The following is a 13572-nucleotide window of genomic DNA, read 5'->3' on the forward strand; positions in this document are numbered from 1 at the left end:
GAGGGAAATTGAATGGTATTACAATTGTCTGGTGTAACAAAGCGTTACAAAGATTTTACCGCGGTCAACCAACTTAATTTTACAATTAAAAAAGGCGAAATATTTGGTCTGATTGGTCAAAACGGGGCAGGGAAAACGACGACGTTCCGTATGATTTTAGATTTACAAGATACAACAGAAGGCACAATCACATGGGATGGTCGGCCGATAAAAACGATCAGCCGTGACATGCTCGGCTATTTACCAGAGGAGCGCGGGATTTTCCCACAAATGAAAGTAGAAGAGCAGCTGTACTTTTTCGGCGAGCTGCACGGTATGGATAAACAGAAGTTAAAAAAAGATATCGATTTTTGGATTGCACGCTTTGACCTTGAGGAGAAGCGCCATGTAAAAGCTGAAACGCTGTCAAAAGGAAATAAGCAAAAGGTACAGCTAATTGCGAGCTTTATTCATAAGCCAGATTTCCTCATTTTAGATGAACCGTTTAGTGGGCTAGACCCGGTGAATATGGAACTATTAAAAAATGCGATCTTGCATTTGCGTGATCAAGGAATGACGATTTTGTTTTCGAGTCACCAAATGGATAATGTCGAGGAGCTATGTGACCACTTATGCTTATTAAAGCGTGGTGAATCGCTGTTTTCGGGCTCGCTATTAGACCTGAAAAAGCAATATGGAAAAACGAATCTCACAGTGCGCACCGATAAATCGGAGGCGGAGCTTGCTAGTTATCCAGGCGTTGTACAGGTGAAGATAGAGCGTGATGAGCAAGCGGTGCTATCATTACAAGACGAATCCTATGCACCACAAATTTTCGAGCTGCTGTCAAACGGCGCATACATCGAAAAATTCAGCTTAGATTATTTATCGCTGCATGAAATTTTCAAGGAGAAGGTAGGTGCGGGTCTTGTCTAAATTTAATGTACTCGTAAAAAAGCTTTATAAGCAAAAGGTACGCTCAAAATCGTTTATTTTAATGACATTACTTTATCTAGTTGTACTTACAGGAGTGATGTTTTGGTCGGAAATTAAGGAGATGCTGTTTTCGGGAGATGCCGATGTAATTGCAGTTGTAAATAAAACCGATTTTGATGTATCACAGGTGCTTCAAAATACGGATGACTACACATTTGAATATGTTGCGGCCGATGCTGTGGCGGACAATTTAAAGAATGAAGATTATTACGCCGCGTTTACATTAACGGATGCTAGCGGGAAGCTTGCTGCAAAAATAGAATCATATGATCCGCTGCCATTAAATGACCAGCAAGAGTATCAAAATATGCTTAATCAGGTTGGGCAAATGTATGCCATGAGTCAAGTTGATTTAAGCCCAGAACAGCAAGAGTTACTACTTTCTTCGGAGCCTGTCATTACGCTTAATTCGTTAAATGAAGCGGCTGAGGACGGGAAATCGGCAGATGAAAAAATGGCTGGTGTATGGATTAGTTATGCAATTGGAATTATTATTTATGCCTTTGTCGCTACGTATCTATCGATGATTACAACGGATGTCGCGTCTGAAAAGGGATCACGCGCTTTAGAAATGTTACTTGTTAGCGTGAAGCCTGAGATTCATTTCCGCTCGAAAATTTTCGGCACATTTTTAGTGGCGTTAACGCAGTTTGTCGTGCTGTTTGGTGTACTTCTTTTACTACTACGATTCACTGATGGTGGGAATAAATGGTCGTTTGTGACTGATTTACTTGATTCGTTATCGGTGAGCTATTTCATGTATGTGGTCGGCTTCTTGTTCTTAACGATTTTAATGTATTTGATTATTGGTGCGCTATTTGGCTCACTTGTTTCGAAAGTAGAAGAGGGAGGGCAAGTAATGATGCCGGCGATGATGTTAACACTGATTGGCTTCTATGTCATGCTTTCGGGGATGGGTAATCCAGATACAATGCTTATTAAAGTGTTCTCATATATTCCATTTACGTCGGGTATGGTGATGCCGATGCGTTTAGGGGCAACGGATATAAACGCCATTGAGCCAATTATTAGCTTTGGGCTATTAGTTGGTACGGTACTTGCATTATACTTTGTCAGCCTGTCGTTCTACAAACGTAGTGTATTAACGTACTCTGCAGGCGGCATTATCGAAAAAATGAAAACCGTGTTCAAGGTGACAACATAATGTGCGAGTAGCTATTCACGCACTTTCGTAGTACACTAGGAACATACGAGAGACTTGTCTTTTGCGGGCAAGTCTTTTTTTAATTGAACGCAAAACAAAAGGATGACTTTATGAGAAAATTAGTAGAATTACAAGTAGATGCTAAGGCGATAAAAGACTTAACAAATGGCTATCCGTTAATTTTAAAGGATGCCATTGTGACAAATGAAGTACATGTCGAGGAAGGCAGCTTACTGCACTTAGTCGATAAAAACGGTGGCTATATCGCAACGGGCTATTACGGCGCACAAAATAAAGGAATCGGCTGGGTGCTTTCACGTAAAGAAAAAGAAGCGATTGATGTGAAATATTTCACAAGCAAAATTCGTAAAGCGGCAGAAAACCGTGCAGACTTTTTTACATCAGACGATACATCGGCCTTCCGTGTATTCAATGGTGAGGGAGACGGCATCGGAGGCTTAACAATCGATTTCTTCAACGGCTTTTACATGGTGAGCTGGTATAGTGAAGGCATTTATTCATTCCGTGCAGATATTTATGCAGCGCTTGAGCAAGCGGTCAATACGCGTGGAGTATATGAAAAATTGCGCTTCAACACGAACGGTCAGTATATTGATAAAGATGATTATGTGTCAGGCGAAAAGGGTGAGTTCCCATTAATCGTGCAAGAAAACGGCATGAACTATGCGGTTGATTTAAACGACGGTGCGATGACGGGGATTTTCCTCGATCAACGTAATGTGCGTAAAGCGTTACGCGACCGTTATGCAAATGACAAAACGGTATTAAATACATTCTCTTACACAGGAGCATTTTCAGTTGCGGCTGCTTTAGGTGGCGCGGCTGGTACGACAAGTGTAGACCTTGCAAAACGTAGCTTACCGAAAACAATCGAGCAGTTTAGCGTCAACGGTATTGATTATGAATCGCAGGATATTAAAGTGATGAATGTGTTCGATTACTTTAGCTATGCCGCACGTAAAGGCTTGGCGTTTGATGTTGTTGTACTTGACCCACCAAGTTTTGCTCGTACAAAAAAAATGACGTTTAGTACAGCGAAGGATTATCCGAAGCTGTTAAAAGATGCACTGACAATCACAAATGACGGTGGTGTCATTGTCGCATCAACAAATAACGCAAGCTTCAACATGAAAAAGTTCAAAACGTTTATCGATAAAGCGTTTAAGGACTACGGTGCACGTTACAAAATTTTAGAGGAGCACCAATTACCAGAAGACTTTGCCGTACCACACAACTTCCCAGAGTTTAATTACTTAAAAGTTGTGTTTATACAAGTAACGAAATAGGAGAGAAAGTATGCGCTATAATAAAACAACGATGCTAAAGCTGATCAATGAACATCGAGAGCTACATGACGAATTAAAAAAGCTCAAAAGCGAAATGGGCTTAGAGAAAAACTTTGCCGTAAAAGCATTGTATCATTCAATGGTTGCTGATAGTGGTCCGTATATGAAGGACTATCAGGATTTAGACCGTCTGAAATAAAGAGGCGTGTTTAGTATAAGCATGTAAATTAAATAAGTGTTTCAATTTTAGGTTCAAATCGCATATGATTTGAACCTTTGATTTTTAATCCATAGTTTCGGTTTTCTGATAATGTGGAAATAAAATAAAGTCTTTTGGAAATCTAAGTTTTAATCAACAATCGTGCCAAATTGTTTAAGTTCTTTCTGCACAATACTCACCAAATTTAGCTATCTATTTATAAATTAGATAATTTTTTAAAGGTTGGACTAAGCTCACTCCATACATCGAATTTATTACCATCTAAATCGTAAAAAACAAAATTTTTTCCAGAATGTCCTCTGTCTTCAATCTCTCCAACTCTGATTTCATTTTGCTTGAAGTCATTACGTATTGCTTCTAAGGCATGTAATCCATCTACTTCGAAAGTTAACGAAAAATGCTCATTACCATAAATATCGAAAAAGTTAGAGCTTTGATTTTCATCAGACTTCACAAGAAAAATGCTTTGATTTGCAAAGTTTAAAATAGCTTTGTCTTGGTCTTTGTAGCTTAACTCTGCACCTAATTTATTTACATACCATTCTGATGAAAGGATTACATTAGTTACTGGTATGTAAGTTGTTCCTACTCTTAATAGTTTCTCACTCATTTTTTGTCTCCTTTCAAATCTCCTAATAAATATCTTCTCCTTCGAGTCTCCACTTTTTGTATCCTTAACCCAAAGTGACCGTTTGTTGAAGTAGGTTTTGATTTGTATTTTAAGCTTGGATTGGTAAATAAATCTGTACTTCTTCATCACCATCCCCCAAAGGATGATATGTCTCGATAATATAAGAATGGAGATCCCTTTGATAACCTTGTTCTTCTGCCCAATTCAATAAATTCAAATGTAGTTCTCCTAGATTAGAAATGCTGCCTCTTGTTGTTATATAATTTTTATTTGTTTCAATGTAATCCATTCCTGTTGGTACTTCCATTAATTTCTCGCTCACAATTAACCCTACATAATAATGACCTATCTTATGCTCCTCACCTTTTTTAGGCTCATATAATGCAATTTCGGTCTCTGTTGCACTTAGGATTTCGTTTGAGCGACTTAATAGTTGCTTTGCGAGCAATGGTACTTCATTACCAAAGTTAATATACTCCCCACTACCTTTTAATCCAATAATCTTAAATTCTTTTTTAATCATCATAAACAAGATGTTTATCTCTCCAATCACATAATATTCTAATTTTATTTATTCAATAAAAAACCCTTATTTCCTGCATTGAAGGAAGGATTTCATACTGATCTCTGCACAGTTAAAATTTTTTCCCTCGAGCGTCCCCAAATTGAACGCACTTTGTAATTTACCTTATAAAGGGGGAATTACAAATGCTTCATCATTTAACTTCGTATAGACAATTTCAATCGGTTGGTGAGATGGATTCAAATGTTCGACAGCACATAAACGACCATTCGTTGACAAAATCACAGCTCCGAATTATACAGTGCATTGCAAGTCATGCGTTGGCAACACCAGGCGTAGCACATCTAAAAGCAGAGACGATTGCTAAAAAGCTCGCGATTTCTGCAAAAACCGTATACCGTGCAGTGAAATATTTACAGCAGCTTGGTATTATCCAAAAGGTAGCTTACACAAAATTAAACGGCATTAAGGCGGCGAATATTTATATCATTTGTCCGTATGTCCCATCGGAAATGTCCGAACGAGATGTGCCTGTAAAAGCTTGTCAAACTAAGCCTGAACCGCCGAAAACAGTAGACGAATCAATTTCTTTTGAATCTAAAAAAAGTAGTAAAGATAATCTATTATGCAAAACGCATAATAGATGGCATATAGATTTACAAACACATTTTAGTTGTTTTCCATTAACACAGCATTTTGCAAATCAAGTACAAGCCATTATTCCAAAGTTAGCGATGTATAATAAGCAGCAATTTGAACGCGCAAAAAAAATCATTACAGATTGTGTGTTTCTAGTAGCCAATCAACATATTACAATCTATAGCTCATTTGAAAACTTTGTATTAGGTGCTTATAAGAAATGGATTTTGCGGACAATTGAACAAGCACCAATAACGGATCAACACCCAACGATTTCTACAAGACCTGTGCCGTTCTACAATTGGCTAGACGAACGTGAATGAAATTAATTCGGAGCTCGAAAAAAATGTGTTCAAATATATCAAAATATTCGAAGTTTTGTTAAAATGGTAAGACTTGAGAATAAAAGAGGGTGAAAAAATGAAGGTGTTTTTAAAGCTTGGTTGGTTTTTTAAAGAGCGTAAACGCCAGTATGTTATTGGCTTATTAATGCTCATGCTTGTGGCCATCTTACAGCTTGTGCCACCGAAAATTATCGGCTATACCATTGACGAAATTGGACAAGGCACATTAACGAAAGCAAAACTGTTTACGTTGATTGGCATTATTGCAGCGGTTGCGCTTGTAATGTATGGATTAAGATATTATTGGAGACAAATGATTTTTGGCTCGTCGAACTATTTGGCACGCGTTTTGCGCCAAAAATTGCACCGTCATTTTACGCGAATGTCGCCGTCCTTTTATCAAAAGCATCGTGTTGGTGATTTAATGGCACATGCGACGAATGATATTAGCGCGGTTCAGCAAACAGCGGGTGGCGGGGTGTTAACGCTATTTGATTCACTGACAACGGGTGGCTTTGTTGTACTTGCAATGGCCATTACAATTGATTGGCGTTTAACCTTAATTGCACTGATTCCGATGCCGTTAATGGCGTTTTCGACGACGTATTATGGTAAGTTGTTACATCAACGTTTTCACTATGCCCAAGCCGCGTTTTCAGATTTGAATGATAAAACGCAGGAAAGTATTTCGGGCATTAAAGTGTTGAAAACGTTTGGTCAGCAACGACAAGATGTAGATGATTTTACCCGTCTTTCTGATGAAGTCGTGGATAAAAATTTACAAGTAGCAAAAATCGATTCTTTATTTGACCCAACGATTAGTTTTGTTGTCGGCATTAGTTTTATGCTGAGCCTTGGCTTTGGGACAAAATTTATTTTAGAAGATGCGATGTCGATTGGCGATTTAGTAACATTTACGACGTATTTAAGTCTGCTTGTGTGGCCAATGTTGGCGATTGGCATGCTCTTTAATATTGTAGAGCGAGGCAGTGTTTCGTACAATCGAATTGAAAGGCTATTAAACGAGCCTATTGAAATTGATGATAAAAATAATGCGATTACGAGAATGCCATCAGGTGATTTGGCTTTCCATATTGATTCCTTTACATTCCCTGGAGATAAGGAGCCAGCATTACATAATGTGCACTTTGACTTAAAGCGTGGCGAAACGCTTGGCATAGTTGGGAAAACAGGTGCAGGGAAAACGACGATTTTAAAGCTTTTATTAAGGGAGTTTGAAGGCTATAACGGTCAAATCTGCTTTGGTGACTATTCGATTATGGATTACCAAACATTAAAGTTGCGTGAAGCAATTGGCTATGTACCGCAAGAGCATTTCCTATTTTCTGCTTCGATTTTCTCGAATGTCGCGTTCGCAAATGCAGAGGCAACAATCGATGAAGTGCGTGCCGCGGCAAAGCTGGCTTATATAGACCATGACATTATGGAATTTACAGAAGGCTATAAAACAGTCGTAGGTGAGCGTGGAGTATCGTTGTCTGGTGGGCAAAAGCAACGGATATCCATTGCACGTGCGCTATTAATGAAACCGGAATTACTCATTTTAGATGACTCGTTATCTGCGGTGGATGCACGTACAGAGGAAGCCATTTTACATGCGCTAAAAGAAGAACGCAAAGATTCGACAACGATTATTACGTCGCATCGTTTAAGTGCCATTCAGCAAGCCCATGTCATCATTGTTGTGGATCACGGCACGATTATTGAAAAAGGGACACATGAGGAATTAATGGCATTAAAGGGCAGCTACTATGAAATGTATCAATTACAACAGCTAGAGCAGCTAGTAGAGCAAGGGGGTGACGGGCATGGCGAATGAGCAAACGACGGAAACGATTTCATCTAAAGAACAACGAATCGTATTAATGCGCCTATTCACATATTTAAAGCCACATAAAAAGCTATTGTCCGTTGCGTTATTCTTACTAGCGCTAACGGTTGTAGGGGATATGCTCGGCCCGTATTTCATTAAAGTATTTATCGATGATTATTTAATGATGGATAACATCGTCTTTAAGCCAGTTATGACATTGGCGGTCAGCTATTTTGTCATTCAAGTATTGAATATATTTATTACGTACTATCAAACATTAAAGTTCCAGGAGTTGGCGTTAAAGGTCATTCAGCAGCTACGGATCGATGTCTTTTCAAAAATTCATCGACTTGGCATGCGCTATTTTGACCAAGTGCCAGCGGGGTCTATTGTCAGCCGTGCAACCAATGACACGGAAGCAATAAAGGATATGTTCGTATCGGTATTAATCAGCTTTGTACAGGCGGCGTTCTTAATTGTCGGTGTGTACATCGCGATGTTTTTACTCAATGCGAAATTGGCGTTATTTATGCTGTTAATATTACCGGTTGTCATTTACATCATTTATTTATACCGTAAAATTAGCGCTGTTGTGTATATGCGTATGCGTGAGAAGCTTGGTCAGCTGAATGCGCGCTTATCGGAGACATTGTCAGGCATGAGCATTGTGCAAGCATTCCGTCAAGAAAAGCGCTTTAATGATGAATTTGATGCCATTAATGATGAGCATTTTGACGCGATGATGGCGAATACGAAAATGAATAGTCTGTTGCTGCGCCCGATTATTGACTTAGTGTATTTCACGGCGATTATAATTTTACTATTCTATTTTGGGTGGACTTCGTTTGAAACAGCCGTAGAAGTTGGTGTTGTCTATGCTTTTATAACGTATATGAACCGCTTCTTTGACCCGATTAATCAAATGATGGAGCGTCTAGCATTATTCCAGCAGGCCATTGTTGCGGCATCACGCGTTTTTGCGTTAATGGATAATGAGGAATTGGAACCCACGCAGCAAGATAAATCACAAACTGTTACGAATGGTCGTATTGAATTTAACGATGTTTCGTTTAGCTATGACGGGGAACGGGATGTGCTGAAAAATATTTCGTTTACTGTCAATCCAGGCGAAACAGTAGCACTTGTTGGGCATACGGGAAGTGGGAAAAGTTCGATTATCAATTTATTGATGCGCTTTTATGAATTTGAGCGGGGCGATATTGTTATTGATGGTGAATCGATTAAAGACTATTCGCAGCAAGAGCTTCGCGATAAAATGGGACTTGTGCTGCAAGATCCATTCCTGTTTTACGGCACGGTCGATTCAAATATTCGACTTTACAATGAACAATTAAACTTAGCTGATGTTAAGCATGCGGCAGAATTTGTGCAGGCGAGTGACTTTATCGAAAGCTTACCAGATGGCTATCAAAGTCGCGTGACGGAGCGCGGTTCCACATTTTCAAGTGGGCAGCGTCAGCTTATCGCCTTTGCGCGTACCGTTGCGACCAATCCGAAAATTTTAGTATTAGATGAAGCAACGGCAGCGATTGATACCGAAACAGAAGTGGGAATTCAACAGTCGCTTGAAAAAATGCGCAAAGGCCGTACAACGATTGCCATTGCACACCGTTTGTCGACGATTCAAGATGCCGAGCAGATTTTAGTGCTGCACAAAGGGGAAATCGTCGAGCGCGGCACACATCAGGAGTTACTCGCGCACAAAGGCTTATATGAAAAAATGTACTTATTGCAAAATGGGATTGTGCAAAAAGAATAGATGTTAGGGCTCTGCATGACCTCGGTTGTGTGGGGTTTTTTGTTGGCTGGAAAAGGACTATTAGAGTAAGCAGAATTTTTTTGAAAACAGCCTATTTCTGAAATTGTATGAAATTGTTTATAAATAGGGGATTGAGCATTTTTGCATGAAAAATGTATAAGAGCATTGAAATAAAGACCAGTCAAAACAAGGTTATTTTATAGTTTTGACTGATTTTTTGTGTTTCCAAACTATCATTTGTAAACGTTATTTGTATAGAAAATAACTAAAATTTTAAAGGACAATTTTACTTATGTTAAGGTTCACCGTGATGTATCTATATGAGGTTTTATGTTTAGCTTGATCATTAATTCTTTCTCTAAATTGCTTGCTAATTCATTAAGTCTACGTAACTCAAATTCTTTATCAATTACTTCTCTTCGCTTAGTCTTCTGCATTTGTTGAGCATATTCGCATAGTCCATGAATATTTTTATCTTTCCAGCCTGAACAAAATAAAAAATCCTAGAAAAAACGGTCTCACGGTTTTAAGACTTTTCATTATTCGATTAACAAGTACAACCTAAGTGCACATCTTTACCTTAAAATCACTATGTATTAGGGGCGACATAATCCCTAAATTTATATTGATAATAGTCTAAGTTAAGAAACATTCATTGCGTATTATACATTTAACGCTGTTCTTAAGGAGGTGTCTGTTATGCCTGGAAAAAAAGGAAAAAAAGGTTCGGGTAGTCATTCGTCTACAGGAAGTACTTCTACTGGTTGTACTTCTACTGGTAACACTTCTACTGGTTGTACTTCTACTGGTAGTAAATCTACTGGTAAACGTAAATCTACAGGTTGTAAATCTACTGGTAAACGTAAACGTAAACGTAAACGTAAATAAAGTACGTTTACCAGAAACAATTGTATAAGTACAGGTGAAAGAACATGCCTCCATTCACTATTCAAAAGGTTAGTGGGGCATTTTCTCCTTATAAAAATTTAATTAGCTACATATAAAATCTATTTACTTTAACTGACATCGAACATAACAATTATTTATTAGCTGTGTACTTAAGCTATTTCATGTCTAATACCGTGAGAGTATATACATTGATAACCGAAAGGGTACATTAGGGAGGTGAGTGCATGTCAAACATTATACCTTCGTATTTATTAATGATTGATGAAAAGGCATTAAATAAGTTAAGGAAAAAAGTATCAAAAGACTACTCTGTTTCCGCAAAGTTGATGGTAGATAACATTACGTACAACATTAAGATTGCCTATCGTGGAGACTATACACGGAAATTCCGTAAAAGATCCTATATGATTGACTTCATTGATACTGAAAAATTCTTAGGAGTAAGTAGAATCCACCTCAATGCAGAATATAAAGACCCCTCACTAATCCGCAATAAGCTTTCACTTGACTTCTTTCAAGATCTTGGAGTCCTTTCACCAGATAGTCAGCATATCAATTTTTACAGAAATGACTCATTGAAAGGTGTCTACCTGCACTTGGAATCAGTTGATGATTTATTTTTAGAAAAGAGGGGGCTTCCCGCCGGTCCCATTTACTACGCTATCAACAATGATGCAAATTTCTCATTGGTGCGTGATAAGAAACCCAAAAAATCACTTTTGTCGGGCTATAAACGAGTGTGCGGAGCTTCTTCAGACGATACCTTTCTTCATGATTTGATTACAACCATAAATAATACAATTCCATCTAATTTCCCAGATGAAATCTCCCAGAAAATTAATATTGATCAATATTTCCGATGGCTCGCTGGAGCAGTTTGTACAATGAATAACGACGGTTTTACACACAATTATGCCCTATATCGAAATAGTGACACTTGCTTATTCGAAATACTTCCATGGGACTATGATGCAACTTGGGGACGGAAAGTAAGTGGTGGGATAATGAATCATACGTATGTCCCAATTGAAGGTAAATCAGGAAACCATCTTAACTATGTTCTATTGCAAGTTCCCGAATTCCGCAAACTTTACAAAGAAACATTAGAAGAAATCCTTGAAACAATGTTTACAGTTGACTATATGGAAAACAAAGTCTTACCACTACATCAATGTATACGTCCCCAAATCCTCCTTGATCCTTATAAAAAAAATAAGATTGATATTTTTGATAATGAACCAGAATTAATTTTCCAATTTATTCGAGAACGCAATGATTATTTAAAAAATCAACTCTCGAATTTAGATTAAAAATCTAATCAATAATGATTTTTTTGATTTGAGAGATATAGGGATTGGGGAAAGGAGTTACTGCTTTGGGACCTATATGTATAAAAGATACCGGGAAATATGGTAGAGGTATATATGCTAAACGTGATATAAAAAAAGATGAACTTATTGAGGTATCACCCGTTATAATATTACCTAAAGGGGATTGGAAATATTTAAAAAAGACTTCCCTTCTTTACTATAGCTTTTATTGGGGGAAAAATGATACAGCCATTGCACTTGGATTTGGATCACTTTTTAATCATTCATACACTCCAAATACTAATTTTGAAAATAATACAGAAAATTTATCAATTGACTTTTATGCACTAAATGATATTTTGATGGGTGAAGAATTAACTATTAATTACAATGGTGATCTTGAAAATAAATCACCGTTATGGTTTGATGTAATCGAATAAAGATCTTCCCTCCATGATAATTGTTTTGCTTTCAAAAATAATGGTAACACCAGAATATATGATTAGATACGCTCACCAATATCTTGGGCAGCACGTGTTCCTTTTGAGAACCGGGCTGCTTTTTTGATAAAAATAGATCTGAGTATTATATTTTTTTGATTGTTACAAATTTTTTCGAAATAATTTTTCTCTGCTATAATTACTTTTTGATTTTATAAATTAATTAGGGGGAGAATAATTGAAAAAAATATTAACTGTATTTTCTTTACTTTTAGTAATGATCTTAAGTGCATGTAGTTCTCTTTCTAACGATGAATTAATAAAAGATTATGTGAAAGATACATATGGAATTGACATCGTTGTAAAAGATTCATACAAAAATTCATTAGAATTAGGTGAGGATTCATACATTGTTGCTCCTGTTGACCATCAAGAAATGGAATTCTCCGTTGTGGTATATGATAATCCAACGGAAGATGAAATTAATTACAAAAGTGAGCATTTTATCAAAGATAATTATTTAAACGCATTGGAAGCGGATAAGGAACTACACAAATTAGATAAAGTTATTCCAGATATTAACAAGCTTGGATTTGATGAATCATTTAATGATGAAAATAGGGTGTTTATAGGAGAAGTTGGTGGAAAGAAAGCTATTTGGAGTTCTTTTTATTCTACCTCTCACATGGAATTAGCAAGTTTTGAAGAAAAAGATTTAGACCGCTTATTCGAGTTATATAAATTAGTAAAACAAAGCGGGGCATTATTTGAAATTATTTATGTCTCAGATATGAGGGAGCCACACGAGAGCGAAACCTTTGTATTTGATATGGAAAAATTAAAGGGTGTAAAAACAAAAGAAGATTTTTTGTTGGAAATGAAAAAATCAAATGCAAATATTGCTAGTTTATATGAAAATAAAAAATGGGAATCTGAGAAAAAGAAAATTGAAAATGAACGTTTCACGTTTGATTCTAAATATGATGATTATTGGTTTAATTGTACGCTGACGAATGGAAATGGCGAATGTACCAATATTTTTGTCACTGTATATTTCAAAGAAAACAGCCTAACTAAATCAAATATTAATTTAGAAAAAGATTTAAACGCTATTTTTACTTTATTCGAAAAGACGATTTATCCAAAAGCTTCAATAGAGTATTGTTTTATAGAAGAAGGTTCAGATGACTCGGTGAGATTTACAGATTATGAAATCAAAAAATATTCTTCCACTTTAGATTTTATCAACAAGAATTTTAAATAAAGAGAAGCATTCGGCACGAATATGTTGCGCGAATGCTTTTGCTGATTTGGACTTGCTTAATTGTATATATTTACTTTTAATAAAGTGTGGTCGTAACTTTCTTTTTGTCCTTTTAATCTACATTCGGCTGATTTTTTAATGAGATGGGTGAAAGTATTCTTTATTTCACGCACTCAAATTGATTTCGACATTTACATCTCACGTTTCGACCTCTATAATGAGTTCTATTAA

13 protein-coding genes are annotated in these 13572 nt (G+C 36.9%); 11 read left to right on the top strand and 2 right to left on the bottom strand.

The window, feature by feature from the left end; all coding sequences use genetic code 11:
• Positions 1-12: 12 nt before the first annotated feature.
• The 4 genes from LZ480_RS06645 (at position 13) to LZ480_RS06660 (ending at position 3646) form a co-directional block, all read left to right on the top strand.
• Complete coding sequence (locus LZ480_RS06645) at positions 13-915, top strand: ABC transporter ATP-binding protein (RefSeq protein WP_241368593.1); 903 nt, start codon at positions 13-15, stop codon at positions 913-915.
• Positions 899-2140 carry an ABC transporter permease gene (locus LZ480_RS06650; protein WP_241368594.1) on the top strand — a complete coding sequence of 414 codons (1242 nt, stop codon included), beginning with the start codon at positions 899-901 and terminating at the stop codon, positions 2138-2140. Before LZ480_RS06645 ends, LZ480_RS06650 begins: the two co-directional genes overlap by 17 nt.
• A gap of 110 nt (positions 2141-2250) precedes the next feature.
• The gene (locus LZ480_RS06655; protein WP_241368595.1) at positions 2251-3447 is read left to right on the top strand and encodes a class I SAM-dependent rRNA methyltransferase; all 1197 of its coding nucleotides are present in this window, start codon (positions 2251-2253) and stop codon (positions 3445-3447) included.
• Positions 3448-3457: 10 nt separating this feature from the next.
• Complete coding sequence (locus LZ480_RS06660; protein WP_241368596.1) at positions 3458-3646, top strand: hypothetical protein; 189 nt, start codon at positions 3458-3460, stop codon at positions 3644-3646.
• A gap of 217 nt (positions 3647-3863) precedes the next feature.
• On the opposite strand, the gene LZ480_RS06665 is transcribed toward LZ480_RS06660, so the two are convergent.
• Positions 3864-4277, bottom strand: coding sequence for a VOC family protein (locus LZ480_RS06665; protein ID WP_241368597.1), 414 nt, complete (start codon positions 4275-4277; stop codon positions 3864-3866).
• Positions 4278-4386: 109 nt separating this feature from the next.
• Positions 4387-4824: a GyrI-like domain-containing protein gene (locus LZ480_RS06670; RefSeq protein ID WP_241368670.1), complete on the bottom strand. Its 438-nt coding sequence runs from the start codon at positions 4822-4824 to the stop codon at positions 4387-4389.
• A 182-nt stretch (positions 4825-5006) separates the two neighbouring features.
• Here LZ480_RS06670 and LZ480_RS06675 point away from each other — a divergent pair, with 182 nt between their 5' ends.
• The 7 genes from LZ480_RS06675 (at position 5007) to LZ480_RS06705 (ending at position 13341) form a co-directional block, all read left to right on the top strand.
• The gene (locus tag LZ480_RS06675; protein WP_241368598.1) at positions 5007-5783 is read left to right on the top strand and encodes a helix-turn-helix domain-containing protein; all 777 of its coding nucleotides are present in this window, start codon (positions 5007-5009) and stop codon (positions 5781-5783) included.
• Positions 5784-5880: 97 nt separating this feature from the next.
• Positions 5881-7644, top strand: coding sequence for an ABC transporter ATP-binding protein (locus tag LZ480_RS06680; protein ID WP_241368599.1), 1764 nt, complete (start codon positions 5881-5883; stop codon positions 7642-7644).
• Positions 7634-9418 carry an ABC transporter ATP-binding protein gene (locus tag LZ480_RS06685; protein ID WP_241368600.1) on the top strand — a complete coding sequence of 595 codons (1785 nt, stop codon included), beginning with the start codon at positions 7634-7636 and terminating at the stop codon, positions 9416-9418. Before LZ480_RS06680 ends, LZ480_RS06685 begins: the two co-directional genes overlap by 11 nt.
• Positions 9419-10117: 699 nt before the next feature.
• Positions 10118-10306 (top strand): hypothetical protein, encoded by a 189-nt coding sequence (locus tag LZ480_RS06690; RefSeq protein WP_241368601.1) that lies wholly within the window; start codon positions 10118-10120, stop codon positions 10304-10306.
• Between the two features lie 245 nt (positions 10307-10551).
• On the top strand, positions 10552-11637 hold the full coding sequence (locus LZ480_RS06695; RefSeq protein ID WP_241368602.1) for a CotH kinase family protein: 1086 nt from the start codon (positions 10552-10554) through the stop codon (positions 11635-11637).
• 44 nt (positions 11638-11681) lie between these two features.
• Complete coding sequence (locus tag LZ480_RS06700) at positions 11682-12077, top strand: SET domain-containing protein (protein WP_241368603.1); 396 nt, start codon at positions 11682-11684, stop codon at positions 12075-12077.
• A 238-nt stretch (positions 12078-12315) separates the two neighbouring features.
• Positions 12316-13341 (top strand): hypothetical protein, encoded by a 1026-nt coding sequence (locus tag LZ480_RS06705; protein ID WP_241368604.1) that lies wholly within the window; start codon positions 12316-12318, stop codon positions 13339-13341.
• The last annotated feature ends 231 nt before the right edge of the window (positions 13342-13572 follow it).

The sequence above is a fragment of the Solibacillus palustris genome, from assembly GCF_022549215.1.
In the GTDB taxonomy this organism is placed as follows: domain Bacteria; phylum Bacillota; class Bacilli; order Bacillales_A; family Planococcaceae; genus Solibacillus; species Solibacillus daqui.

What these genes read in the sequence shown, in the direction of transcription:
- LZ480_RS06645 (WP_241368593.1), top strand. Translation starts at nt 13, where the DNA reads ATGGTATTACAATTGTCTGGTGTAACAAAGCGTTACAAAGATTTTACC.
- LZ480_RS06655 (WP_241368595.1), top strand. Translation starts at nt 2,251, where the DNA reads ATGAGAAAATTAGTAGAATTACAAGTAGATGCTAAGGCGATAAAAGAC.
- LZ480_RS06660 (WP_241368596.1), top strand. Translation starts at nt 3,458, where the DNA reads ATGCGCTATAATAAAACAACGATGCTAAAGCTGATCAATGAACATCGA.
- LZ480_RS06665 (WP_241368597.1), bottom strand. Translation starts at nt 4,277, where the DNA reads ATGAGTGAGAAACTATTAAGAGTAGGAACAACTTACATACCAGTAACT.
- LZ480_RS06670 (WP_241368670.1), bottom strand. Translation starts at nt 4,824, where the DNA reads ATGATGATTAAAAAAGAATTTAAGATTATTGGATTAAAAGGTAGTGGG.
- LZ480_RS06675 (WP_241368598.1), top strand. Translation starts at nt 5,007, where the DNA reads ATGCTTCATCATTTAACTTCGTATAGACAATTTCAATCGGTTGGTGAG.
- LZ480_RS06680 (WP_241368599.1), top strand. Translation starts at nt 5,881, where the DNA reads ATGAAGGTGTTTTTAAAGCTTGGTTGGTTTTTTAAAGAGCGTAAACGC.
- LZ480_RS06685 (WP_241368600.1), top strand. Translation starts at nt 7,634, where the DNA reads ATGGCGAATGAGCAAACGACGGAAACGATTTCATCTAAAGAACAACGA.
- LZ480_RS06690 (WP_241368601.1), top strand. Translation starts at nt 10,118, where the DNA reads ATGCCTGGAAAAAAAGGAAAAAAAGGTTCGGGTAGTCATTCGTCTACA.
- LZ480_RS06695 (WP_241368602.1), top strand. Translation starts at nt 10,552, where the DNA reads ATGTCAAACATTATACCTTCGTATTTATTAATGATTGATGAAAAGGCA.